Consider the following 24,307-nt stretch of genomic DNA (forward strand, 5'->3'; position numbering starts at 1 on the left):
GACAGGGGTGCCGCGGCGGCCGGCGCGGCGCAGCGGCTCCAGTGCCTCGGCGTAGCGGGACCACACCTCGGCCGACAGGGCGTCGTCGCGGGCCCGGCCCCGCAGGTCCGCGGGGAGCGCGGCGGGGCGGACCGGGTGCCCGGTGAGCAGGGCGTGCGCCTTGACGTCGAAGCGGAAGCCGTCGGGGGTGCGCTCGGCCCAGCGGGCGGTGGTGCCGGCCGTGGGCAGGGCGTAGTACGGGGAGTCGGCCTCCACCACGGGGAAGCGGGTGGCGTAGTGGCGCAGGCGGCCCTCGGTGTCGCGCCGGCCCGGCGGGTACCAGCCGGAGGCGAGGAGGGCGCGGTCGGTCCAGCCGCAGGTGCCGATGAGGATGTTCGCCATGGGGGCGGGGGTACCCAGTAGTTCATCGGGTCTTCACGCGCGGGGTCGGGCATGGCAAGAGTGGGGAATATTGGCGTGTGCATGCTTAGTCGGTACCGCCCGTCCCGCTTCCCCTCGGAGGTCGATGTGTCCGGCAGTTCCCCGTTCCGCCGTGCCCGCACCGTCGTGACGGCCGCCGTCGCCCTCGCCGCCGCGGCCGGCCTGTGGGCCGCGCCCGGCGGCGGCACCGCGCAGGCCGCGGGCGCCGTGCCCAGCCCCGATCACGTGGTCGTCGTGGTCTTCGAGAACCACTCGTACAGCCAGGTCATCGGGTCGTCCAGCGCGCCGTACATCAACTCGCTGAAGGCGGGCGGCGCCAATCTGACCCAGTCGTACGCGCTGACGCACCCGAGCCAGCCGAACTACTTCGACCTGTTCTCCGGCGCCACGCAGGGCATCACGGACGACAGCTGCTACACCCCCGGCTTCTCCTCCGCCCCGAACCTGGCCTCCGAGCTGATCGCCGCCGGGCGCAGCTGGGCCAGCTACAACGAGTCGCTGCCGAGCCAGGGTTCGACGACGTGCAGCAGCGGCACGTACGCGCGCAAGCACAACCCCTGGTTCGGCTTCGGCAACGTGCCGACGTCGAGCGCGAAGACCTTCGCCCAGTTCCCGGCCGACTACTCGACGCTGCCCCAGCTGTCGTTCGTGACCCCGAACCTGTGCAGCGACATGCACGACTGCTCGGTGTCCACCGGTGACACCTGGCTGAAGAACAACCTGGGCGGCTACGCGAGCTGGGCCAAGACCCACAACAGCCTGCTCGTGGTCACCTTCGACGAGGACGACTCGAAGAGCGGGAACCGCATCCCGACCGTGCTGTACGGCCAGCCGGTGGCCGCCGGGTCCTCCAACTCCACCACCTACAACCACTACGACGTACTGCGCACCCTGGAGGACACCCAGGGCCTGAGCACGCACGCGGGCAACGCGGCCGCCGGCAAGGACATCAGCGGCGTCTGGGCCCCCTGAGCCGGCCGGTTCAGCTCCGCCGCGCCGGGAACTCGCCCACGCCCCGCAGGAGTTCGAACAGTTCCGTGGACGATCTGGCCACCCCGTCCCCGCCGGCCCCGGTGATCTCCGCGCGCTGGGCGAGCGCGCGGGGGGTCGCGTAGACGAAGACCGGGACCGTGTCGCCCTGGGCGCGCAGTTCCCGGATCAGTTCGAGGCCGGCGGCGCGATTGGTGCGGCCGCGCTCCCTGCGGCTCAGGTCCGAGACGACCGCGCCGAAGGGGCGACGGGCGCGGGCGAGGGCCCGCAGCCCCTCGTCGGTCGACTTCACCGAGGTGACCTCGACGCCCAGCTCGCGGAGTTGGGCCACCTCGGTGGCGTTGTTCTCGGGGCGGTCGTCCACCCAGAGCACCGAGTCCAGGGTGTGCGCGGCCGCCGGTGCGCCGACGGCCGCCAGCCTGCCCTGGATGTCGGCCGTGGTCCGGATCAGACTCTCCGAGTACTCCTGGACCGACAGCTGCGCCTCGCCGACCTTGATCGTGAACCCCCGTGACCTGGCTATCTCCTTGATCAGCGGGAAGAGCCGCCACAGCACCAGGCCCGCCATGAGCGGCCAGGCCAGTCCCGTCAGGGCCTTGATCAGCTCCGTCGCGTCCTTCACGGCACTCCCTCGGCATCGGTGGCGTGCCGCGATTGTCGCAGGGGTGGACGGGTGGCGGCCGGTAATTCCCGGGCGACGATCCCCAGGGGCATGAGAAGGTGCGGTCCGGCCCGGCGGAGGGGGAGACATGGGACTGACCTACGGCTACGACATCCATCTGCCTCCCCGGAACGTCGCCGGGGCGCTGACCGACCTGGCCGGGCTGGCGCCGCCGTCCCGTGACGTGCCGCCGCTCGCGCTCACGCTGCCCGGGGGCGTCCGGCTCACCCTCCCGTTCACGTCCCGCTTCGAGAGCGAGCCGGTCGACTGCTCCGCGGGCGGCACGTTCGAACTCGACACGTCCCTCCTGTTCGGCGTCGACGACGTGGTGCGCGAGTACGCGGAGCACTGCGGCCACGAGCCGGAGGCGGACGGGCGGGTCGCGATCGGGTACGTCTATCTGACGGTCCGGTTCGAGTCCCCGCTGCACCCCGATTACGCGTCGATGGAGTTCTGGGCGGCGACGTCGCCGATGAGCCGCATGTTCGAGCGGTCGGCCACCGTCCGGGAGGTGTTCACCGGCCTCACCGCCGCCGCCGGCGGAGCGTGCTGCCTGTTCGACACCGGGGACGGCGGCACCCAGCAGGTGTGTTGGCTGAACGGCGAGACCACCGACGAACCGGTCCCCGGCCCCCGCTTCCCGGACCTGCGAGCCCTCGTGGACACCTGGCCCGACCCGGGCCGGTGAGCACCGGCGGCCCCGGAGAGCGGGTACCGGAAGCGCCGAGGCACGCGTGTGCGCCTCCGGAGGCGGGAAATTCCCGGCGTCCCGGCGCGGCCGCCGCCGGCCACGGGGGAAAGGTGGTGTGCTGGTCACCGAGCAAGATCGTCCGGTGACTGTGGGCCACCCTTCGACGGCCGACAGACGGCCCGGTGGTGCCATCGCTGACCTCTTCGTCCCGAAGCCACTTCGGCGGGCGCTCGACCTTGGGCCCGGGTCTCTCTGAGCTGCTGCGATGGTCCGTCAGCGTGTGTGGACGTTCGCCGCTGTCCGCCTGTGTTGTCACTCACTTAGACACTGAGGTCTTTCAGCGTGGCCACTGATCGGGTGACGAGGTAGACGCCCTCAACGGACAGGACCCCTTGCCCGTTGAGGAGGCGTTCGACATACGGCTCGGCTTGCCCGCGGCTGTGCCGAACCAGCCTGGGTAACCATGCTCGTCGTCACCCACGAGGGTGACCGCCGCTGCGAGCTCCCGCCGCACCAGCGTGCCCTGGTCGGCCTGGTGTACCTGCGCAGGCACGACACCCTCGCCCAGATCGCGGCTGGCTTCGGCATAGCCGTCGGCACAGCACATACACCTACACGAGCGCGGTGGTCGGCCTGCTTGCCGACCGCGCGCCCGGCCTGCCACGCGCTCTGCGCGAAGCAGACCCCAACTACGTCCTGCTGGATGGCACCCTCGCAGAATGCGACCGGGTCCGGATCTGCGAGCGCCAGGGCATCGGTGCAGTCCAAATCGAATGACGTCAATCGCCGCCGCGATCCTCACTCTGGAGCGGCAGCACTGAAAACGCTCACTCAGTTGGACACTGAGGTCTTTCAGTGTTGCCGCCCCAGGGCGATGACGACAGGATAGAAACCCAACAGAACTCCTGTGCCAGCGAATTGAGAGGCCGAACACCTCCCTCAATGGCACGGGAGCCTCGTCCGTTGCGGACGGTTACGTCATCACTCGATCAGTGGCCACGCTGAAACACCTCACACTGAGGTTTTCTCAGCGAAATAATCATTGCGAAACAGTGCGATCCGGGCGGTTACGAATGTATCGGGCGGGCAGTGCCGGTGGCGGACAGACGTGAAGCCCCTGGTAGGACGGTTCTCACCACAAGATCGTCCGCGACAACCCGTTCCGCCAGGCGGTGCTGGTGCTGCGCTGGTTCCGCGAGCGTGGCTGCGTGCACTGCCTGGCTCGCGATGCCGGCGTCTCCCAGGCCACCGGCTACCGCTACCTGCACGAAGGCATCGACGTCCTCGCCGCCCGTGCCCCCGACCTGAACGAGGTCCTGAAGAGCTGTCAGACGCAGGGCATGGCGCACGTGATCCTGGACCGCACGCTGATCGAGTGCGACCGGGCCGCCGGGGACGGCGAGAACGGCAATGACCTGTGGTTCATCCAGAAGCACAAGGCGTTCGGCGGCAACGTGCAGTTCCTGTCCGCCCCGGACGGCACGCCGCTGTGGGTCGCCGAGGTCGAACCCGGCTCCGCGCCCGACATCACGCCGCCCGCCTCCACGCGCTGCCCACCCTGTACAAGGCCGCCGCCCAGGGCCTGCCGACGCTGGCGGACAAGGGTTACATCGGCGCCGGCATCGGCATCCGCGTCCCGACCCGCCGCCCGAAAGGCCAGTCCGAGCAGGCCCTGTACGCCGACACCCGCGCCACGAACATGCTGATCAGAGACCTGCGCGCACTCGGCGAGCGGACCGCCGCCGAACTGAAGGGACGCTGGCGCGCGCTCAAGCACGTCACGCTCAGCCCGAGCCGGATCAGCGACATCGCCCGCGCCGCCCTCGTCCTCAACGGGCACTGGAAATGATCTTTGCTGAAAAACCTCAGTGCCTGGCCGAGTTTTCTGCGGCCCTGCGTCTCATGGGGCGTTCACCAGTCCCAGGAGGCTTCCTCGAAGGTGTCGGGGTTGGCGACCCAGCCTGCGTTGAGGACGAGTCGGGAGGTGCGGTGCAGAGCGAGGAACCCGAAGGGGCGGTCGAAGCGGGCGCTGATCTCGCGGGCTCGGAAGGGGTAGCGCGGGATGCCACCGGCCATCATGGCAAAGGCGGTGACGGCCGCGGAGCGGAAGCCGCGTGCGCCGAACGTCGCCGTCATCGCCTGTGCGGCGGCCTGGACAGCAAGAGGCTTGGCACTGATGCCGGGAAAGTGGCCTTGCGAGGCGTCCGTCGCCGTGCGCAGGCCGAACAGGTCGGGGTGGTCGAGCAGGTTGTGGTGGGCTTTGACGGTGAACGGCACGGTGGATACGTGGAGCGTGGGTTCGCCGTCGACGCTGGGGACACGAGTCACGGACAGCCCGGGGCCTGGAGTGCCGTAAGGGAGGTGATCACCAGGGACCATGGCACGGCGGTCGTGGAGTGCGCCCACGGCGGCAGCCAGTACCTGGCCCGCGGTTGCTTCAGGTGTCCCGAGGTACAGGTGGACGTCGATGCCATGGGCGCCGATGATCTGGAGTTCGGTGAGGGGGCCGGCTGCCGTGTCCGCCACGCCGACCCGGTTCAGGAGACTGGTGGTTCGGTGCAGGCCGGCCAGGTCCTTGCCGCGCCAGGGCCCTGTTTCGGATTCGATTCCGCCTGGGGTGAAGGGCCGGATCCAGTCGGTGCGGAGGGTCAGGGCGCTGGCTGACACCAGCAGAGTCTTGTCGTTCACCGTGATCGGCATCGCGTCGATCTGCCCGTCCGTGCACTTGGCCGCCCAGGCGTCGAGGTGCAACTGGTCGCTGATGGGGTCGCCGGTGAGCTGCCCGTGCACGTCGGCGGGCAGTTGGTCCAGCCAGGCCGGTTCGATGGGCAGGGTGCCGCGGGTCCACAGTCCCAGAGCCGTACTCAGGCCACGCGTCGCCCTGAGCGTGGAGAGCAGGTCTCGTGCCGCCGTTGCGGCGCCGTCCGCCGGGATGCCGAGTGCATCCGAGAGTTCCTGCCGGGCGGGACCTGAGGCACCGTCGGCGAGGAGGCCGAGCAACGGCCACACTCCGGCTGCGGCGAAGACCGTGCCGTCGTGGGGCAGGGCCGCGGCCCAACGCGCGGTCAGTCCGTTGATGGCTTTGACTGTGCCGTGACTGGCCATGCCTGCCCTTCCGTTGCTCCCGATCCTCGCGAGAGTAGAGCCGGAAGTGCTGGCCGGCGAGCGAATTGAACGTCGCGGTCACTGAGAAAACCTCACTGGCCAACGCCCACCCCGGCGGAACGAATACGGCGTGACCTCCACCAACCCCAGACCGTGTGGCCCACCAGAGCGACCGCAACGGCAACAGCCGTGAACCGAACGGTGGTCCAGGTACCCAGAACTACCTGACTAGGCCCACGCGACTCCGCCTCCAGACGCATGGAAGTCTCATAAAAAGCCACCAGGGGAATAAGCAGCCGGAAGCCCAGACCGCCGATGCCCGGCACCTGCGCGAGGTTCCCCAGGAGCCCAAGGGGTGCTCCGAAGATGAATGCCAGCACACCCCAGAGGGCAATTCCAGATGATCCCGCACCTGAGGAATCCAGTCCATCCAGGGAGGCCAAGCTCCCCTTAGTCAGGTAGTAGGCCACAACAGCGATAGCCAGCCCCAGGGGCGCCAGAGCAACCGATTCCATTTTAGACCGGCGGAAATAGCCCACCAGAAACGCGTAACAGGCCCACGGCCACCCGCCGGTGAAAACGGCACCCACGGCCGCACCCGAACGGCCGCCCCAATGCTCAGCGGTAGGCCCTATCAGGCCAATCAACAAGCCAAGCCCGAGTGGCACCGCAAACGACGCGACCCGAGCACCCCAAAAGTTCACACTTTCCCCTTCCGGCCCTGATGCGGCATCACTCCGGGCCTGTGTGCGCCCGGAGTGATGACCCACCCGAGGGAGATCAACCCTCATCACGGCGGACGTAATTACGCATTAGAATAATATGCATAGCAGGTCCATGCCGCGCCTTGTGTTGAGTTGGCGTAGGAGGTCACTTGAATGATCAACGTTCTGGACCCTGACCGTTGTCTTGTGACTCACATCCGCGATGTAGTTCGAGTAGCACTTCTTTCCAGCCGACACCAGATCGTACCCATAGCACCACTTGCCATGAGTCACATTCTCGCAGGTATTCCCTTGCACCAGAGCGGGCGAATCATTGATTTCTAGCTTTACAACGCCCCACTCGGAGGGGTCACCCAGCTCCGCTGGCGGGTTGACGCCGTCACCCCTCTCGTGGATGACGGGCTGCCCAGGTATGAGGCCGTCGTCAACCACGGTATCGCCGGTACTGATTCCGCTCCGAGGGCCGTAGGCCGCCGCCGGGGTGGCAATGCTGGAAACCGCAAGCGCGGCGCCGAAAATGCCGAGTGTTCTTTCAGTGTGGCCACTGATCGGGTGACCGGCCGGCGTCCCGCAACGCACGAGGCTCCTGTGTCGTTGAGAGAGGTCCGACGCCTCAACTCATCAGCGCAGGTACCTCGTTGGTGCCCTATCCTGCCTCACTTGACCTGCCACACGCCCTGGCCGAGTGGGTAACGATGCTCATCGCCACCCGTGCGGGTGACCGCCGTCGTCGGCCACCTCGCCCGTCGGGCGCCCGGCCTGCTGCGGGTCCTGTGGGAGGCCGGTCCCGATCACGTCCTGCTCGACGGAACGCTTGCCGAGTGCGACCGGGTCGGCGGCAGCCGGGCCGACTTCTCCCAGAAGCACGCCACGGCGTGAACGTGCAGGTCATCGTCGACCCCGCGGGCAACCTGCTGTGGATCTCGCCCGCCCTGCCCGGCCGAACCCACAGCCTGACCGCAGCCCACACCCACCACATCATCCGGATCTGCCAACGCCAAGGCGTGCCCATCCTCGCCGACCGCGCCTACATCGACGCCGGCTCCTGGGTGACCACCCCAATCAGACGCCTTCCGCACCAAGACCTCACCGCGACCCAGCGAACGATCAACCGGGCCTTGTCGGCGGCGCGAGCGAGGCGGCGCGCGACTGAAGTCCTGGCACATCTTCCGCAGAGCTCGCTGTAGTCCCAATCGGATGACCGCCATCGCTGCCGCAGTCCTCACCCTGAAGAGGCAACGCTGAGAGAGCCCCGAGTCACTAAAAGCGGCCGATCTTCACTCGCCTCGACGGAGCCGACGCGGTTCGGTGTACCGACTTCAACGACCGCTCGTGGAAGCCTGCCCTCGTGACCGCTGCCGAGTAGCGACGCACGGGCCCGGAAGGCCGTGGACGACCTGTACGAGGGCACCGATCCGGCGCCGGACGGCCCAGGGACGGCCCAGGGTCAGTGAGGCGCGGAGGGACCGATGGTCCATGACCACCGGTCTCTCCCATCGGATCAACTGGGAAACCCGCCCTGACCTGCCCCTACAGCACCGGCAGGTTCTTCCGCAGCTCGAACGCGGTCACCTCGGAGCGGTACTCCTCCCACTCCTGCCGCTTGTTGCGCAGGAACTGACGGCGGCCCCGAGCGACTTCACGGAATCAGTACCGACGCGGGGCTGAACTGCGATCGAACAAAGCGCCCCCCATGGCAGTCGGGGTGGGCCCTCTGTTCCTGACCTAGGAACGTGGGTCAGGAACGGATTGGCCTCCGCCGAGGCTGGAGCGCGGGGCCTTGGGCTGACCTAGGCTGCGGGGCATGAATCGCGCCATGCCCAGCAGTGTGACCACTGAGCCAGCCATCCTTGACGCCATGGAGCTGACTTCCGATCCGGAGCTGGAGGTCCGGTTTACCGAGACGGCCCACCAGATCCTGGTGGACCTGGTCAGTGGAGGTGCTGCGCTGGGCTGGGTCGAACCACCCTCGCGGGATGAGGTAGCCGATCTTCTCGGCCACATCGTCTCTGCGGTGCAGGCCGGGGATGCGGCCTTGCGGGCCGCTTACCTCGACCGTCGGCTTGTCGGGTTGGGGTACTGGCTCCGCTATGCCCGGCCGACCCATCGGCCACACGCCGATCTTGAGAAGATCGCGGTAGATGCTGCTGCCCATGGTCGTGGTGTCGGTCGGGCGCTGACCACTGCCTTGATCGCTGATGCCCGGGAGGCGGGTATCGAGGTCCTCACTCTGGATGCCCGTGGCGACAACACCAATGCCCTGCGCCTCTACGGGTCGCTGGGCTTCACCGAATACGGGCGTCTGCCCGACTTCGTCGCCGTCGGCGAACGCCGCTACGACAAGGTCTTCTGCATGCTGGACTTCCGTCGGCAAAGCTGACCACGGCCACGCACACCTGTTCACCCAGTCGCTGCACCTCACGCAGAAGCTCGGCATGGTCAGGATGGGCCGCGTCGCCCTGGACGGCTCGGCCAACTGCCTGTTACTGACCCACGCTCCTAGCGGACAGGCCCCAGCCGGATCGCCACACCGATCCCTGGGCGGGCCCCGAGGGGCGCACCGCGGGGCGGTTGCTGGGGTTGCGGTACCGCAGGCTCCGGACGGAGGGTGACCATGGAACGGCATGTGTTGGAACCGCTGTTGGCCGGTGATGACGAGGCGTCCGTGATGGCTCTGGCCACCCTCCGCAGCGGCGCCACCTACTGGGTGGCAGACCGGGCGCAACCCGCTGGCGTGCATGCCGGAGTCTTCAATGGCCGACTTCAGCGCAGGCGGATGCGCGGATTCGATTCTCTAGGGCTGGGACGAGCAGTGCAGCTCATCCGTGAACATGGCCGGCCCGTGCGCACAGGACTGATCGATGCTGCAGATCGGACATGGACAACCGGAGACGGTCATACAGGTTAAGCAGGGTGGCGCCGGCCCCGATGGGAACCAGCGGAGCGTGGGCTGACCTCTTGTCCGCGGCAAGCCGTCAGCGAGCGTGAGGCGGTGTGTTCCCACGGGAGCAGGGAAGGAGGCAGAGCGGGAGGGAGGACAGGAGACAACCGTGACCGTCCTCGCGATCTTTCTCCTCATTATCGGGGCGCTCTTGGTCCTGCTTGGGGCACTTCTGGTCCTTATCGGGACATTCCTGATCGCTATCGGGGTGGCCTTGATCCTTTTGGGGGCGACCTTGATTGCCGTGGGCACGTACTTGCTGATCCGGAGACTTCTCGGCCGCGATCGGGGACGATCTCACTTCTGGTGAATCCGAGGACAGGCCCTGGTGTCAGCCGGTGATGTCAGGCGCCGCACGCTCAATCGTCGACGAAGCAGCAAAGGCCCTTCCGTGGCTACGAGTGGACGGCCCCTCTGTCACCAAGCGGCCGATCTTCACTCGCCTCGACGGCGCCGGCGCACTTCGGCGTACCGACTTCAACGACCGCGCGTGGAAGCCTGCCCTCGTGACCGCCGCCGAGTAGTGACGCACGGGCCCGGAAGGCGGTGGACGACCTGTACGAGGGCACCGATCCGGCGCCGGACGGCCCAGGGACGGCCCAGGGACGGCCCAGGGTCAGTGAGACGCGGCAGGGCCGACGGTCCACGACCGTCGGCCACCACCCGTCGGATCAACTGGGAAATCCGCCCTGACCTGCCGCTACAGCACCGGCAGGTTCTTCCGCAGCTCGAACGCGGTCACCTCGGAGCGGTACTCCTCCCACTCCTGGCGCTTGTTGCGCAGGAAGAAGTCGAAGACGTGCTCGCCCAGGGTCTCGGCCACCAGGTCGCTGCGTTCCATGAGGGTGAGGGCCTCGCCGAGGTTCTGCGGGAGGGGTTCGATGCCCATGGCGCGGCGCTCGGCGTCGGAGAGGGCCCAGACGTCGTCCTCGGCGCCCGGCGGGAGCTCGTAGCCCTCCTCGATGCCCTTGAGGCCGGCGGCCAGCAGGACGGCGTAGGCGAGATAGGGGTTGGCGCCGGAGTCGAGGGAGCGGACCTCGACGCGGGCGGAGCCGGTCTTGCCGGGCTTGTACATCGGGACGCGGACCAGGGCGCTGCGGTTGTTGTGGCCCCAGCAGATGTACGAGGGCGCCTCGCCGCCCGCGCCGGCCGTGCGCTCGGAGCCGCCCCAGATGCGCTTGTAGGAGTTGACCCACTGGTTGGTGACCGCGGAGGCCTCCGCCGCGTGCCTGAGCAGGCCGGCGATGAAGGAACGGCCCACCTTGGACAGCTGGTACTCCGCGCCCGACTCGTAGAACGCGTTGCGGTCGCCCTCGAAGAGGGAGAGGTGGGTGTGCATGCCGCTGCCCGGGTGCTCGGAGAACGGCTTGGGCATGAAGGTGGCCTGGACCCCCTGCTCCAGGGCCACCTGCTTCATGACCAGACGGAAGGTCATGATGTTGTCGGCCGTGGAGAGGGCGTCCGCGTAGCGCAGGTCGATCTCCTGCTGGCCCGGCGCGCCCTCGTGGTGGGAGAACTCCACCGAGATGCCCATCGACTCCAGCATGGTGATCGCCTGCCGGCGGAAGTCCATGCCGATGCTGGTCGGCGTGTGGTCGAAGTAGCCCGAGTTGTCGGCCGGGGTGGGGCGGGAGCCGTCCAGCGGGCGGTCCTTCAGCAGGAAGAACTCGATCTCGGGGTGGGTGTAGAAGGTGAAGCCCAGGTCGGAGGTGCGGGCCAGGGCGCGCTTGAGGACGTAGCGCGGGTCGGCGAAGGAGGGGGAGCCGTCCGGCATCAGGATGTCGCAGAACATCCGGGCGGTGCCGGGCGTCTCCGCGCGCCACGGCAGCATCTGGAAGGTGGACGGGTCCGGCTTCGCGATCATGTCGGACTCGTAGACCCGGGCGAAGCCCTCGATGGCCGAGCCGTCGAAGCCGATGCCCTCGTCGAAGGCCTGCTCCAGCTCGGCGGGGGCCACGGCCACGGACTTCAGGAAGCCCAGCACGTCCGTGAACCACAGGCGTACGAACCGGATGTCGCGCTCCTCCAAGGTCCGGAGCACGAACTCCTGCTGCTTGTCCATCTTCCGATTCCCCATCCTTGCTGGTCAGGAGCATTGCACCACAACCGCGTTTCCTGCGTGTTGCGGACCTTGATCACCCCGGCGTCCGCGTGCTGAACGCCTCTCTACGGCAGGTCTACTGCCCTGTCGCCCATCTTGCCTGCCGGCGCCGGCATCCGTCATGGCCGGGCCCGGTCACGGAGTGAGGGAGAACACGCCCGTTTAATTTGCATCTCAGATGCAAGTTTTCATAGCGTTCGATCAGTCGAGATCGCAAGGAGCCCGCGATGTTGTCCGAGCAGTCCGCTGCCACCGTCCGCGCCACCCTCCCCGCCGTGGGTGCGGCCATCGAACAGATCACCGATCGCTTCTACGCGCGCCTCTTCACGGCGCACCCGGAGCTGCTGCGTGACCTGTTCAACCGGGGCAACCAGGCCTCCGGCGCCCAGAAGTCGGCCCTCGCGGGCTCCATCGCCGCGTTCGCCGGATACCTGGTGGAGCACCCGGACGAGCGCCCGGACGCGATGCTCAGCCGCATCGCCCACAAGCACGCCTCCCTGGGTGTCGTGCCCGAGCAGTACCCGATCGTGCACGAGCACCTCTTCGCCGCCATCGCCGAGATCCTCGGCGACGCCGTCACCCCCGAGGTCGCCGAGGCCTGGACCGAGGTCTACTGGCTGATGGCCAACGCCCTCATCGCCATCGAGAAGCGCCTCTACGAGGAGAGCGGCACCAAGGAGCTGCACGCCTGGGAGGTCGTGGGCCGCACGGAGGAGACCGCCGACGTGGTCACCTTCCGGGTACGGCCGGCCGACGGCGCCCCGGTGCGGGCGTTCCGGGCCGGGCAGTACGTCTCCGTCGGGGTGAAGCTCGCCGACGGCGCCCGCCAGATACGCCAGTACAGCCTGTCCGGTGCCCCCGGCGAGTCGGAGCGGCAGTTCAGCGTCAAGCGGGTGCACGGCGGCACGACTCCCGACGGCGAGGTCTCCCGCCACCTGCACGCCGACGTCCGCGTGGGCGACGTGCTCGAACTGTCGGAGCCGTACGGCGACCTGGTGCTCGACGACATCGCCGGGCGGCCCCTGCTGCTCGCCTCCGCCGGCATCGGCGTGACCCCCATGGTCGCGATGCTGGCCGCGCTCGCGCAGGACGGGCACGACGCCCCGGTCACCGTGGTGCACGGCGACCGCTCCCCCGCCGACCACGCCCTGCGCACCGACCACCAGGCGTACGCCGGCAAGCTCGCGGACTGCGCCGCGCACTTCTTCTACGAGCGTGACGCCGAGCCCGGCACCCACACCGGCCTGGTCGACCTGTCCGGCATCCCCGTGGCCTCCGGCACCCGCGCCTACCTGTGCGGCCCGCTGCCCTTCATGCGCGCCGTGCGCACCCAGCTGATCGAGAAGGGTGTGGCCCCGGCCGACATCCACTACGAGGTCTTCGGGCCCGACCTGTGGCTCGCCTCCGGCAACTGAGCGCACCGCGCAAGGGCCGTCCACCGGTGACCGGTGGGCGGCCCTTCGCCGTGTCCGCGCGCTCGGGCGACAGCGGTGTCTCAGGAGACTCAGGAAAGAGGGGTGCCGGAAGGGCCCGTCGTGATGCCCAGCAGGACCGGGCCCGTCGGGTCCTTGACGATCTCGTCCAGGGTGATCGGGTCCAGGTACGTGTAGAAGGCCTCCTGCGCCCGGCGCAGGGCACCGCGCAGGCGGCAGTCCGAGCGCAGCGGGCAGGGGGCGGGGCCCTCGCACTCCACCACCTCGTCCTCGCCCTCGAAGCTGCGGACCACCGCGCCGACCGAGGCCGTACGGCCCCGCCCGGTGAGCGCCAGGCCGCCGCCGCGGCCGCGGCGCGCATCCACCAGGCCCATGTGCTGGAGCTCGGCGACCACCTTCGCGGCGTGCGTGTAGGGCACGCCCATGTCCTCGGCGACCTTGCGGGTCGCGGGCGTCTGATCGGTGGTGACCGCGAGGCGCATCAGGATGCGCAGGGCGAGGTCGGTGGAACGCAGCAGCCGCATGTCAGCGAGCGTAGATAATACGCATCGGCGGTGCAAATTTTCTCATTTGCCGCACGCGGTCTACGGCAGGCACCCACCTCGCCATTACGATCAGCGGGCCCCACCACCCCCGTCCGTCCCTTTCCCCAGAAGGACAACGCCTCATGGGTTCCGCCAGCAACAGCAGCAACGCGGCGCGCAAGGCGCGCATCGAGGAGATGCGCCGCGCCGAGCGCTCCCGCGAGCGCCGCAACCGGGCGCTGGTCATCGGCGCGTCCGTGGTGGTCGTCGCCGGGCTCGTGGTCGGCGGTGTGGCCCTCGTGGACTCCGGGTCCGGCAAGAAGGACTCGTCCGCGGCCGCCGGCGACAACGGCAAGAACGTCGACGGCAAGAATTCCGGGGACTCCGGGCACTTCACCACCGGCAAGGACGGCGTGCGCACCTGGAAGGGCACGCTGGCGCGGACGCATGTGACGACCAAGGTGTCGTACCCCATGCACCCGCCGGTCGGCGGCAACCACAACCCGGTGTGGGCCGACTGCAACGGCGACGTCTAAACCCGGCAGTTGCAGGACGAGAACGCGGTGCACTCGCTGGAGCACGGCGCGGTCTGGGTGACGTACACCGACAAGGCGAGCAAGGCCGATGTCGAGGCGCTGGCGGCGAAGGTGAAGCAGACGCCGTACTCGCTGATGAGCCCGTACGAGAGCCAGGCCGCGCCGCTGATCCTGTCGGCGTGGGGCCACCAGGTGACCGTCAGAAGCGCGAAGGACCCCGAAGTGGACAAGTTCTTCTCGGACTTCGTCCAGGGCCCGCAGACGCCCGAGCCGGGCGCCTCCTGCACCGGCGGAGTGATGAAGTGAGCCGGCGCGTCGCCGGCTGGGCGGCGGGGGCCGCGGCGGCGGTGCTCGTCGCGGCCGGCGGGATCACCTACGCGGTCGCCGATTCCGGTGACGGCACGGCGGCGGTGAAGACGCCGGCCGCGGACTCGGCGGACGCCGGGTTCGCGCGGGACATGGCCGTGCACCACCAGCAGGCCGTCGAGATGTCGTACATCGTCCGGGACCGCACGAAGGACGAGGACGTACGGCGGCTCGCCTACGACATCGCGCAGACGCAGGCCAACCAGCGCGGGATGCTGCTCGGCTGGCTGGATCTGTGGGGGCTGCCCAAGGTGTCGGCCGATCCGCCGATGACCTGGATGGGCATGGGCGGCATGGTGACGCCCAAGGACGGCTCGCTGATGCCCGGCATGGCGACCGACACCCAGCTGAGCAAGCTCCGGACGCTCAGCGGGAAGCAGGCGGAGGTCTTCTACCTGCAGCTGATGACGAACCATCACAAGGGCGGCATCCACATGGCGGAGGGCTGTGTCGCCAAGTGCACCGTGGGCGTGGAGAAACGGCTGGCCCAGGGCATGGTCGACGCGCAGCAGTCGGAACTCCAGGTGATGGCCGGGATGCTCAAGGAGCGCGGCGCCGAGCCGCTTTCCTGACCAGGGAACAAGTCGCTTCGTAACGCAGCCGTAAGGAAAAAGAGCCCAAATCCCCCCAGGTGACGGTTACTTGAGCTTCTCTTGACCATTACGTTCCCCTGGCATGAACGGTTCATCGGCCAGAGTTGCCCCCATCGTGTGATCCATTCGCCGGCCGACACCACCGCCGCGGGCCGGCGCACGGAGTCGCGATGCACCTACCACTACGTGCATGCGTATCGCATCGCAGGGGGTTCTATGAGATCCAACCGCGCCAAGACGCGCGCCGTGAGCATGGCAGCGACACTGCCCATGATCGCCGGTGCGCTGGCGCTGGGCATACCCGCGGCCCACGCCGCGGACAGCCCCGCTCGTGACGTACTGAAGGGCACCAAGCCGCTGTGGGCCACCGCCAAGGCGGACAAGGGCGCCACCTCGAACGGCGCCCAGGTCAAGGCCCGGGTCTACCTCGCCGGCAAGAACGCGTCGGGCCTCGCCGCCTACGCCAAGGCCGTGTCCGACCCCAGCTCGCCCCAGTACGGCAAGTACCTGAGCGCCAAGCAGGCCCAGTCCCGCTTCGGCGCCACCAAGGCCCAGGTCGAGGCCGTCAAGTCCTGGCTGACGGCGTCCGGTCTGAAGGTCACCGAGGTCACCCAGCACTACGTCGCCGTCTCCGGTGACGTGGCCGCCGCCGAGAAGGCGTTCGGCACCCAGCTGCACAACTTCGCCAAGGGTTCGAAGACCTACCGCGCCCCGGCGCAGACGGCCTCCGTCCCGGCCGCCCTCAAGGGCACCGTCCTGACCGTCACCGGTCTGGACAGCGCCCCGCACAAGGCGAACCACGACGACACGCTGCCGCCGCCGAGCGCCGTGTTCAAGAACGCCGGGCCGTTCTCCTCGTACTACGGCTCCAACATCGCGAGCACGCTGCCGAGCGCGTACGGCCAGAAGCAGCCGTACGCCGTCAAGGGCTACACCGGCAAGCAGCTGCGCGCCGCCTACGGCGCCGGCAAGTACACCGGCAAGGGCGTCCGCGTCGCCATCACCGACGCCTACGCCTCGCCGACCATCGCCTACGACGCCGGCAAGTACGCGGCGAACAACGGCGACAAGGCGTGGAAGACCAGCCAGCTGCACCAGGTGCTGCCGAACCAGTACACCAAGACGGACGAGTGCGGTGCCGCCGGCTGGTACGGCGAGGAGACCCTCGACGTCGAGGCCGTGCACGCGGTCGCGCCCGACGCCGACGTGACCTACGTCGGTGCGGCGTCCTGCTACGACGACGACCTGCTCGACTCGCTGAGCAAGGTGGTCGACAACCACCTGGCCGACATCGTCTCCAACTCGTGGGGTGACGTCGAGGCCAACCAGACGCCGGACCTCGCGGCCGCCTACGACCAGGTGTTCCAGCTGGGCGCGGTGCAGGGCATCGGCTTCTACTTCTCCTCCGGTGACGACGGCGACCAGGTCGCCAACACCGGTGTGAAGCAGGTCGACACGCCGGCCAACTCCGCCTGGGTGACCGCCGTCGGCGGCACGTCCCTCGCGGTCGGCAAGGACGACAAGTACCTGTGGGAGACCGGCTGGGGCACCGAGAAGGCGACCCTGTCGGCCGACGGCAAGAGCTGGACGAACTTCCCCGGCACCTTCAACTCCGGTGCGGGCGGCGGCACCAGCAGCACGGTCGCCGAGCCGTACTACCAGAAGGGCGTCGTCCCGGACGCGCTCGCCAAGGCGAACAACGCCTCCGGCAACCGCGTCGTCCCGGACATCGCGGCCATCGCCGACCCGAACACCGGCTTCCTGGTCGGCCAGACCCAGACCTTCCCCGACGGGTCGCAGCAGTACAGCGAGTACCGCATCGGCGGCACCTCGCTGGCCGCGCCGACCATCGCGGGTGTCCAGGCCCTGGCCCAGGAGGCGCGCGGCGGGCAGGCGATCGGTTTCGCCAACCCGTCGATCTACGCCAAGTCCGGCGACAAGGGCGTCTACCACGACGTCACGGACAACCCCACGGGCCAGGGTCTCGCGGTCATCCGCGTCGACTACGCCAACGGCGTGGACGACAGCAAGGGCCTGCTCTACTCCGTCCGCAGCCTGGGCAAGGACAGCTCGCTGTCCGCGACCAAGGGCTACGACGACGTGACGGGCGTGGGCTCCCCGGCGGACGGCTACGTCAAGTCGTTCACGAAGAACGCCGGCAAGCAGCGCTGACGCGCTTCCGCCGGCCTGAGCGGCCGGCGGAAGGGGGCGTGGGGTCCTGGCGGACCTCACGCCCCTTTGCGTTGCCCGCCGCCCGTCACCGGGTGCGACGCGGTGCCGTGTGGCTGTCACCCGGTCACACGCGACTCACGCTCGGGTCGGTTCGCTACCTCGCGCTCCACGGCCTGCGTATCGCGATCGCGATCAGCGCCCCGACGATGATTCCGGGGATGACCAGGAAGCCGAGTGACAGGCTCGGCATCGCGAGGTGGGCCAGATACATACTGCCCACGCCGGCGATGGAAGCGATGACGGACCCGATGTGGTCGGGTTTACGATCCGGGGAGCGCATCCTGCCGCCTCTTCTCCTCAGTTCCATCTGTAACCGATCATTCCGCCGGCACAGCCGAAGCCGCCGGTGATCCCGGCCAGGGCCCAGTCGACCGGTCCAGCCCACCAACCGTAGACGACGACCGCGCCACCTGCGCTTCCGCCCCATACCGTGCAGGCTCGGACGTAGTGGTTGCGGTACACGCGGCCGCCCAGGCGGACGGAGCCGTAGTACACGCGGCGCACCGTCGGGTGGCGTCGCACCCAGTGGTGGACCCGTTTCGTCACCTTCCGGTAGTAGTGGCGCCAGGACCACTTCCCGTCGAGGTCGAAGCAGTTGACGGGATCGCCGTTGCAGTACTCGTAGGCGTTGGCAGAGCCGCCGGGAACCGGGTCGACGGACAGGAAGCGTCCGGTGGCGGGGTTGTAGAGGCGCACACCCATGAGGGTGAGACCGGTGACGGTCTCGCTGGAGCGCTGTTTGCCGCCGAGCCAGCCGTAGCGGGTGGCGGGCTGGTCGGTGCGCGGGTTGCCGTACTCGTCGAAGTCGAGGACGGTCGGCGCGGTACCGCTGTCGGCGGGCAGTTGCAGGGCGATGTCGCCGTGCAGGTTGGCCAGGGTGAGGACGACGCCACCGGTCTTGGCGGTGATGGCGGCGAGGTTGCCGTCCAGACCCTCGACACTGCGGGTCACCGTCGCGTTGGCGGTGTCCTCGATCCAGCCGACGTTGTCGCTGTCGGAGTCGTAGTGGTTGCGCTTGGACGCGGTCTGGGTCCAGGTGCCGGTGGCGTTGCTCTCGGTCGTGAAGCCGCGGCGGCGCAGGGCCGAGTCGAGGGTCCAGGTCTGGCGCTGGTTCCCGGCGGTCTGCTGCTGGACCAGGTCGTTGGTGTAGTAACCGATGGTCGAGCCGGGCAGGGCGGTGGTGCGGCCGAAGACGTCGTAGGTGTAGCCGCTGTTCACCAGCCGGTCGGCGCTGTCATAGGTGTAACCGGTCGTGGTGGCCCCGCTGGTGGTGCAGTCGGTACCGACGGTGGCCGCGGAGGTGGCGAGGGCCTTGCGGTTGGTGTTCTTGTCGAAGCTGTAGGCGCGGGTGGTGCACACCGCGTCGGGGGTGGTGTCCTGGACCTGGGACAGGCGTCCGGCCTTGTCGTAGGCGTAGGCCTGGGAGGCTGTGACGCCCGGGGTGCCGGCGTGGGTGGCCCACTGGCCCTGGGCGGTCTCGGTGACGCCGTCGGCGAGCAGGACGGTGCCGTCGCTGTCGCGGGTGTAGGTGCGGCTGGTGGCGGTGCCGTCCGGGTCCTTGGCCTCGGTCATGGTGTAACCGCCGGGCATCGTCTCCTTGTTCAGCTTGCCGTCGGCGTCGTAGCGGGCGCCGAAGGTGCCGGCGACCGAGTCGGTGATCGACGTGGTCAGACCGCGGGGGTCGATGGATGTGTCGTAGGCGTAGGTGGTGGTCGACGGCACGCTGTCGGTGACCTTGCTGGGCCGGTCCAGCGCGTCGTACTGGGTGGTGGTGACCGCCCCGTCCGCGTCGGTGTACGACATCAGGCGGCCGAGCTGGTCGTACGCCTTGCTGATGGTGCCGCCGGCGGTGGAGATCTGCTTGGCGGTCTGGCCGGTGGCGCTGTCGTAGGTGGTGGTCACCGAGGGGACAGCGGTGCCCAGGCCGCCGGTGACGGTGACCGTGGACTGCCGGCCGGCGTCGTCGTAGCCGGTCGTGGTCGTGCGGGTGGTGCTGCCCGACGTCTCCGTGACGGTGGTGGGGTTGCCCCACCGGTCGTACTGGGTGGTCTTGGTGGGCAGGGTGGTGGGGTTGGAGCCGCCGCCGGTGATGGCCGCGGCCGGTCCGGTCTGGCAGACCGCGTCGGCCCACTCCGGGCGCCCGCCGCAGGTGCCGACCCCGTCACCGCTGTAGTAGCTGGTCACCGTGGTGCCGGCGTCGTTCCCGGCGGAGGCGGGCAGCCTGGTGCTGGTGACCCGGCCCTGGTCGTCGTAGCCGGTGGTGGTGGTGAGTGCCAGGCCGCCGGGGTCCTTGGTGCTGGTCGTGGGCAGGCCCTTGGCCCAGTCGTACCCGGTGGCGGTCACCCGCGCGTCGGCCAGCAGGTCGGGCCAGGAACGCGGCTGGGCGCCGACGGTCTCCTTGGTGACCTGGTTCTTGACCGTGGCGGTGCCGTCGGTGGGCCGGCCGGCGTCGTACTCCTTGACCGTGTGCCGGCGGGCCATGACCTGGCTGCCGGCCGCGGCGAGGGTGCTGGTGCCGCTGGTGAGGTCGGACGCCAGGGTGATCGGGTGCAGCGGCTCGTAGGCGTCGGTCTCCCGCTGGCCGTCGGCGCTGTAGACCGAGGTGCTGGAGAGCAGCTGGGCGCGTTCGGCGGAGGACAGGGCGTTGATGCCCAGGTCGGTGAGCTGGTCCTTCTGGGCCTGGGTGGCGGCCAGGGCCAGTTCGCGGTTGCCCGCGGTCAGGGAGCGGACCTTGTTGCCGAACTGGTCGTACTCGGTGACCGAGATGTGGTCCCCGGGCGTGACGGTGTTCACCTCGCGGCCGGAGGCGTCGAGGTAGTGGATGCCGGCGCGGGTGTAGCCGCCGGCGGTCAGGTTGATCCCGTCGTTGGAGGCGGGCACCTGGTCGGCGGGGAAGACGGCGGTGGCGTCGGTCGGGGTGTCGTTCTGGCCCCAGGACGCGGTGGCGCTCGCGCCGAGGTTCTCCGGGGCGGCGCTGCCGCTCAGGGGAACGCCGTAGACGACGCTGGTGGTGGCGGTGCCGTCGGTCTGGTTCGCGCTGCCCGGGGTGAGCGTGGGGCGCGAGGCCTTGAGCAGCATGCCGTCGCCGGCCGCCGGGTTGGAGCCGGCCTTGCCGTAGCCGAACGTCCACGGCAGCTGTCCGGGCGGGGTGAGCGTGGTGACCCGGCCTGCGCTGTCGTAGGCGTAGGCGGTCTTCAGCGCGGGGCTGATGCGGGGGTCCCACTGTTCGCGCAGCCGGCCGGCGTCGTCGTAGGCGTACTGGGCCACGGCGACGGCGGTGGCGGCGGAGGCGCCGGGGGCGGTGGACCACAGCTTGATCTGGGAGACCTGCCCGGCGAAGTCGCCGAAGGAGGAAGCGGTGGCGGTGGTGGTCGTCGGATAGACGAACTCCAGCACCCGGCAGCCCTTGGTCGACGGGTCGGCCTCGCAGGCGGCCAGGGTGGTGGCGGTGGTGGAGGCGATGATCCGCTTGGGGCGGGCCAGCGTCTTGCCGCCGGAGGTGACGGCTTCGGAGACCACCTTGGTGGTGGAGTTGGTCAGGCCGTCGGCGAGCGAGCTGGTCACCGTCCATGTGGTCGCCGAGGAGCTGACCTTGGAGAAGGTGGTCACCGTGCCGTCGGTGTCGGACAGGGTGAAGTCCCCGGAGGCGAAGGAGCCCTTGAGGGTCAGGTCCTCCGAGCCGGTCTCGGGCACCCAGCCGGTCTTGGCGGCGTTGGCGGTGAACTTGATCGTGTCGCCCCCCGCGGTGGCCACGTCCAGTGAGGTGCCGGAGGTCTTCACGATCTGCGTGTAGTCGGAGTCGACGGTCTCGGCGGTGGTGCCGGACAGCCACTCCTTGCCGAAGACCGGCGCCTGGCCCTCCTGCTTGGCACCCGCGTCCGGGGTGCGCGAGGAGGCGGTGCGGGACACCGTCATGCCGAAGAACGAGGCATCGGTGCCGGAGAGGGTGTAGTCACCGGTGAGCAGGTTCACCGAACCCGGCCCGACGTCGGCGGTGGCCGCGCCGTCCGCGGAGCGGTCCACGATCACGCTGATCGGGTCCGACGAGGTGGACGCGCTGTTGGGACCGGTGAAGTCGGCCCTGACCTGCACGCTGCCGTCCGGGTCGACGCTCGAGGTCGCGTTCCAGGTCAGCTTCGGGCTCTTCCCGCCGCTCAGGGCCAGCGGCCACGAGGTGAGCGGCTGCCCGGAGTTGGTGACGTCACCGGCCGGGATCGGCGCCCAGGTGTCGGCGTCACCGCGGCGCCAGGAGAAGGTGACCTTGTCGTACTTGGAGCCGTCGGCCTCCGCGGTCAGCGGGACGCGGGCGGCGGTGCGGGTGCCGTCGTCGGGTGCGGTGACGCCGCCCGGTCCGACGTGGAAGGTGTAGGACACCGGCTCGGACTTGTTCTCCGCCTTGTCGGTGGCCCGCACCTGCAAGGTGTTGGTGCCCGCCTTGGCCGGGGTGACGGAGAAGGTGACCGGGGTGGTGCCGGAGGTGGCGACCTTGGTCCAGGTCACGCCGTCCAGGGACCACTCGATGCCGTTCTGGTCGCCGGACGGCGGGGTGACGGTGAACTTGCCCGCCTGTCCGGCGCCCTTGACCCACTGGTCGGTGGGGTAGTCGGTGGAGGTCACCGATGCGGGCGCGGAGGGGGCGGAGGTGTCGACGGTGAAGGTGGTCCAGGCGGACCAGTCGAGGTTGTAGTGGGTGCCGTCGTAGGGGTTGGTGCGGAACTTGTACGTCTTGCCGTTGGTCAGGACGCCGGCCGGGACCTTGACGGAGGCGGGCTGTCCGCTCGGCACGTACGGGGAGACCAGGACGTTGCCGACCTGCGCGTTGGTGGCGGCATCGTAGATCTGGAAGGTGCCGTCGACCTTGTCGTTGTTGACGTCGGTGAAGGTGTCGCGCAGGGTCGGGGTGGTGGTGTTGACGTACCAGGTGCCCGAGGAGTCCTTGAAGAACGGCGCGCCGGCCTGCCGGTCGGTGCCGGTCTTGGGCCGGTAGTTGTACGTCACCGTCAGCTTGGGCGGGTTGCTGGCCGCGTTGGCGGAGTTGACCCGCTTCCACTGCTCGACCGCCGACTCGTTCGAGGCGCGGATGCCCATGTTCCCGCGGGTGGCCTTGGCCGAGGCCCACTCCTGCGTCAGCGCGGTCACATCGGCGTTGATCCAGCCGTCGGGCTGGGTGGGACACCCGGAGTTGCCCGTGGTCTCCGTGGAGACGGCCTTCTGCGCCGTCATCGTCGGCCGGTTGGTCCACCGGCTGGAGGTGGTGGCGGCCGGGGAGGACCACACCTCCCACGGGTAGGCCTTGCAGTCGGTGTTGCCCGAGTGGAAGTTCCACAGGCTCAGCTTGGCGCTGGAGACCAGTGCGTCCTGGATCGGCGTGGTGTTCCAGGAGATGAAGGTCTGCGCGGTGCGCGGGGTGCCGTCGGCGTTCTTGGTGCCCGGGTTGCCCCAGTCCAGCTCGGTGTCGGCGGACCAGTCGACCGTCTCGCCCTGCTGGACGTAGGTGTCGAAGACGTTGGACAGCGAGGAGGTGGACGGGTCGACGGTGACCGGGAACTTCGTCGCCTTGTCGGCGAGGAACTTCGCGTCCGGGGTGAAGACCAGGTCGATGTCCGAGCCGTGCTGGACGGCCTTCAGGCCGACCTTGGCCCGGTGGGTGTGCTCGCCGGAGCGTTTGTCGACGGTGGCGTCCCACATCACCGGGGCGGGCATCACCGCCCGCTTCCTGCCCGTCTTCCGGTCGGTGAACAGCACGCTGCCGTCGGCCAGTTGCTTGGCCTTCAGGCCCTTGGCCCGCAGCGGCATGGTGTAGGCGTAACCGTCGGCGGCGGGGCGCTGCTTGACGTCGACGTACTGCTCGAAGCCGGACCGGGTGGCCTCCACCACCACGTCCGCGCCGGGTACCGCGTCACGGTAGGTGGCCTTCGGCCCGTTGAGGACCGGTGCGGGCAGGCCGCCCTTCCACTGGAGAGCGACCTGCTCCTGCCCCTGGCCGAGAGTGACCAGGGTGCGGGGCGCGGCCTTGCCCGCCGCCTTGATGGACGCGGGCCTGGAACCGCCCTTGCCGCCCAGGACCAGGCCTTCCGGGTGGGCCGCGGGCGCGACCGATCCGTCGGCACGGGCCGTGAGATCCAGGTCGACACCGACCCACTTCCCGCCGCGCCTGAACCGCACCGGTCCGGCCGACAGCTCCGTGGTCAGCGACCCGTTGGGGTTGACCCACGTCGTGGACGTCTCGGTGCGCTCCGACAGCGCCTCGACCCGCTTGCCCGACAGCCGGGCGGCCACGCGGGCCGACGGCAGATCGGCCGCCTGCGTCGCCCAGTGCTTCTTGGCCTTGGCGACCGCTGCCGGGGACTGGACAGGCGGTGCGGCGAAGGCGGTCTCGCTCCCGTCGAGGAGCGAGACGGACACGGCCAGGGCGAGCGTGCCGGCTATGGGCGCGGCCACTCTTCGGAAAGGCCCCCGTCTCCATCTGGGTGACGGGGGTGTGTGCTGACGCACCCTCAACCTCCTTGTGAGGAACCTGTGAAAGATCGAGGGGTGAGCATAAGTGTGAACACGTCAAGGACGAATGCCGGAAAAGGTAAGAGAGAGGCCATCCGGGTCCGTCTCGCGTGCCGGTCGCTTGAATCTTGGCGAGATCTTTGCGGAGCGGCGGGAACTATTCCGGTGCCCGTGAATGGCTGGCGTACGACTTGCGGGAACCGCGAACTACGCCTTCACGATGATCATTCGGGCGCCCCGGTGGCCTTCCCCGCGTGGACCGGAAGCGGCCTTTCCGGAGGCGCGACGCGCGACCGCGCTCGCTCCGTAGCGCTCCACCGGCGTCAGCGGAGGAGAATTCCGTGTGCCGTGATCAACTTCCTTTACTCGAAGCCGATTTGATGTCGACTTCGCGAAGAGAAGTGCTGACCGGCTGGACCGCGCGGAGGCGGCCGCGGTCGCCGGGGGCGCGGGGTACGCCGAAGCTGCCGGACGGCCGGGAGCCGCCACGT

16 protein-coding genes and 4 pseudogenes are annotated in these 24,307 nt (G+C 69.2%); 12 read left to right on the forward strand and 8 right to left on the reverse strand.

Translation table 11 applies throughout. From position 1 onward, the window contains the following. A partial coding sequence (locus FRZ03_RS32265; RefSeq protein WP_146468655.1) for a DUF72 domain-containing protein occupies positions 1-381 on the reverse strand: 381 nt, incomplete at its 3' end. Positions 382-507: 126 nt separating this feature from the next. On the opposite strand from FRZ03_RS32265, the gene FRZ03_RS32270 reads away from it, so the two are divergent. Further along, a complete protein-coding gene (locus FRZ03_RS32270) occupies positions 508-1,392 on the forward strand; it encodes an alkaline phosphatase family protein (RefSeq protein WP_146468615.1) in 885 nt (294 codons plus the stop codon). A 10-nt stretch (positions 1,393-1,402) separates the two neighbouring features. On the opposite strand, the gene FRZ03_RS32275 is transcribed toward FRZ03_RS32270, so the two are convergent. Continuing rightward, positions 1,403-2,032 carry a response regulator gene (locus FRZ03_RS32275; protein ID WP_186785737.1) on the reverse strand — a complete coding sequence of 210 codons (630 nt, stop codon included), beginning with the start codon at positions 2,030-2,032 and terminating at the stop codon, positions 1,403-1,405. Positions 2,033-2,159: 127 nt separating this feature from the next. Here FRZ03_RS32275 and FRZ03_RS32280 point away from each other — a divergent pair, with 127 nt between their 5' ends. The 4 genes and pseudogenes from FRZ03_RS32280 to FRZ03_RS39535 all read left to right on the forward strand — a co-directional run bounded on the left by FRZ03_RS32280 (position 2,160) and on the right by FRZ03_RS39535 (position 4,611). Next, on the forward strand, positions 2,160-2,759 hold the full coding sequence (locus FRZ03_RS32280; RefSeq protein WP_146468617.1) for a hypothetical protein: 600 nt from the start codon (positions 2,160-2,162) through the stop codon (positions 2,757-2,759). 466 nt (positions 2,760-3,225) lie between these two features. Continuing rightward, positions 3,226-3,494: pseudogene (locus FRZ03_RS32285) on the forward strand (helix-turn-helix domain-containing protein); the annotation flags it as partial. Positions 3,495-3,934: 440 nt separating this feature from the next. Further along, a complete protein-coding gene (locus tag FRZ03_RS40705) occupies positions 3,935-4,468 on the forward strand; it encodes a hypothetical protein (protein WP_261399437.1) in 534 nt (177 codons plus the stop codon). Next, entirely contained in the window at positions 4,372-4,611 is a 240-nt protein-coding gene (locus tag FRZ03_RS39535) for a transposase family protein (protein WP_261399435.1), read from the forward strand. The genes FRZ03_RS40705 and FRZ03_RS39535 overlap by 97 nt, the downstream gene beginning before the upstream one ends. Before the next feature lie 62 nt (positions 4,612-4,673). Here the strand turns inward: FRZ03_RS39535 and FRZ03_RS32295 are convergent, their stop codons facing one another. Next, entirely contained in the window at positions 4,674-5,867 is a 1,194-nt protein-coding gene (locus FRZ03_RS32295) for a serpin family protein (protein ID WP_146468618.1), read from the reverse strand. A 1,363-nt stretch (positions 5,868-7,230) separates the two neighbouring features. Between FRZ03_RS32295 and FRZ03_RS32305 the strand changes: the two are divergent. Further along, positions 7,231-7,837, forward strand: a pseudogene (locus tag FRZ03_RS32305) (transposase family protein). 285 nt (positions 7,838-8,122) lie between these two features. Here the strand turns inward: FRZ03_RS32305 and FRZ03_RS41355 are convergent. After that, positions 8,123-8,209 (reverse strand): annotated as a pseudogene (locus FRZ03_RS41355) (glutamine synthetase); the annotation flags it as partial. Positions 8,210-8,408: 199 nt separating this feature from the next. Here FRZ03_RS41355 and FRZ03_RS32320 point away from each other — a divergent pair. Then, a complete protein-coding gene (locus FRZ03_RS32320) occupies positions 8,409-8,972 on the forward strand; it encodes a GNAT family N-acetyltransferase (protein WP_146468656.1) in 564 nt (187 codons plus the stop codon). A 670-nt stretch (positions 8,973-9,642) separates the two neighbouring features. Beyond that, positions 9,643-9,843, forward strand: a complete 201-nt coding sequence (locus FRZ03_RS32330) for a hypothetical protein (protein ID WP_146468620.1) — start codon at positions 9,643-9,645, stop codon at positions 9,841-9,843. Positions 9,844-10,233: 390 nt separating this feature from the next. On the opposite strand, the gene FRZ03_RS32340 is transcribed toward FRZ03_RS32330, so the two are convergent. Beyond that, positions 10,234-11,595, reverse strand: coding sequence for a glutamine synthetase family protein (locus FRZ03_RS32340; protein WP_146468621.1), 1,362 nt, complete (start codon positions 11,593-11,595; stop codon positions 10,234-10,236). Between the two features lie 266 nt (positions 11,596-11,861). Here FRZ03_RS32340 and FRZ03_RS32345 point away from each other — a divergent pair, with 266 nt between their 5' ends. Then, positions 11,862-13,049 carry a globin domain-containing protein gene (locus FRZ03_RS32345; protein ID WP_146468622.1) on the forward strand — a complete coding sequence of 396 codons (1,188 nt, stop codon included), beginning with the start codon at positions 11,862-11,864 and terminating at the stop codon, positions 13,047-13,049. Between the two features lie 89 nt (positions 13,050-13,138). Here FRZ03_RS32345 and FRZ03_RS32350 read toward each other — a convergent pair whose 3' ends face one another. Beyond that, the gene (locus tag FRZ03_RS32350; protein WP_146468623.1) at positions 13,139-13,591 is read right to left on the reverse strand and encodes an RrF2 family transcriptional regulator; all 453 of its coding nucleotides are present in this window, start codon (positions 13,589-13,591) and stop codon (positions 13,139-13,141) included. Positions 13,592-13,734: 143 nt separating this feature from the next. Between FRZ03_RS32350 and FRZ03_RS32355 the strand changes: the two are divergent. The 3 genes and pseudogenes from FRZ03_RS32355 (at position 13,735) to FRZ03_RS32365 (ending at position 17,258) form a co-directional block, all read left to right on the forward strand. Beyond that, positions 13,735-14,433: pseudogene (locus FRZ03_RS32355) on the forward strand (DUF3105 domain-containing protein). Continuing rightward, entirely contained in the window at positions 14,430-15,065 is a 636-nt protein-coding gene (locus FRZ03_RS32360; RefSeq protein WP_146468624.1) for a DUF305 domain-containing protein, read from the forward strand. The pseudogene FRZ03_RS32355 and the gene FRZ03_RS32360 overlap by 4 nt, the downstream one beginning before the upstream one ends. 237 nt (positions 15,066-15,302) lie before the next feature. Next, complete coding sequence (locus FRZ03_RS32365) at positions 15,303-17,258, forward strand: S53 family peptidase (protein ID WP_146468625.1); 1,956 nt, start codon at positions 15,303-15,305, stop codon at positions 17,256-17,258. Between the two features lie 154 nt (positions 17,259-17,412). Here the strand turns inward: FRZ03_RS32365 and FRZ03_RS40710 are convergent, their stop codons facing one another. Further along, positions 17,413-17,538 (reverse strand): hypothetical protein, encoded by a 126-nt coding sequence (locus FRZ03_RS40710; RefSeq protein ID WP_261399431.1) that lies wholly within the window; start codon positions 17,536-17,538, stop codon positions 17,413-17,415. 77 nt (positions 17,539-17,615) lie between these two features. Continuing rightward, positions 17,616-23,759, reverse strand: coding sequence for a DNRLRE domain-containing protein (locus tag FRZ03_RS32370; protein ID WP_464862701.1), 6,144 nt, complete (start codon positions 23,757-23,759; stop codon positions 17,616-17,618). Positions 23,760-24,307: the final 548 nt, after the last annotated feature.

Origin of the sequence: Streptomyces misionensis (assembly GCF_007896895.1) — a bacterium.
In the GTDB taxonomy this organism is placed as follows: Bacteria; Actinomycetota; Actinomycetes; order Streptomycetales; family Streptomycetaceae; genus Streptomyces; species Streptomyces misionensis_A.

Bases quoted from the DNA above. Each gene is read 5' to 3' on its own strand.
- FRZ03_RS32280 (WP_146468617.1), top strand. From the start codon at position 2,160: ATGGGACTGACCTACGGCTACGACATCCATCTGCCTCCCCGGAACGTC.
- FRZ03_RS32295 (WP_146468618.1), bottom strand. From the start codon at position 5,867: ATGGCCAGTCACGGCACAGTCAAAGCCATCAACGGACTGACCGCGCGT.
- FRZ03_RS32320 (WP_146468656.1), top strand. From the start codon at position 8,409: ATGCCCAGCAGTGTGACCACTGAGCCAGCCATCCTTGACGCCATGGAG.
- FRZ03_RS32340 (WP_146468621.1), bottom strand. From the start codon at position 11,595: ATGGACAAGCAGCAGGAGTTCGTGCTCCGGACCTTGGAGGAGCGCGAC.
- FRZ03_RS32345 (WP_146468622.1), top strand. From the start codon at position 11,862: ATGTTGTCCGAGCAGTCCGCTGCCACCGTCCGCGCCACCCTCCCCGCC.
- FRZ03_RS32350 (WP_146468623.1), bottom strand. From the start codon at position 13,591: ATGCGGCTGCTGCGTTCCACCGACCTCGCCCTGCGCATCCTGATGCGC.
- FRZ03_RS32365 (WP_146468625.1), top strand. From the start codon at position 15,303: ATGAGATCCAACCGCGCCAAGACGCGCGCCGTGAGCATGGCAGCGACA.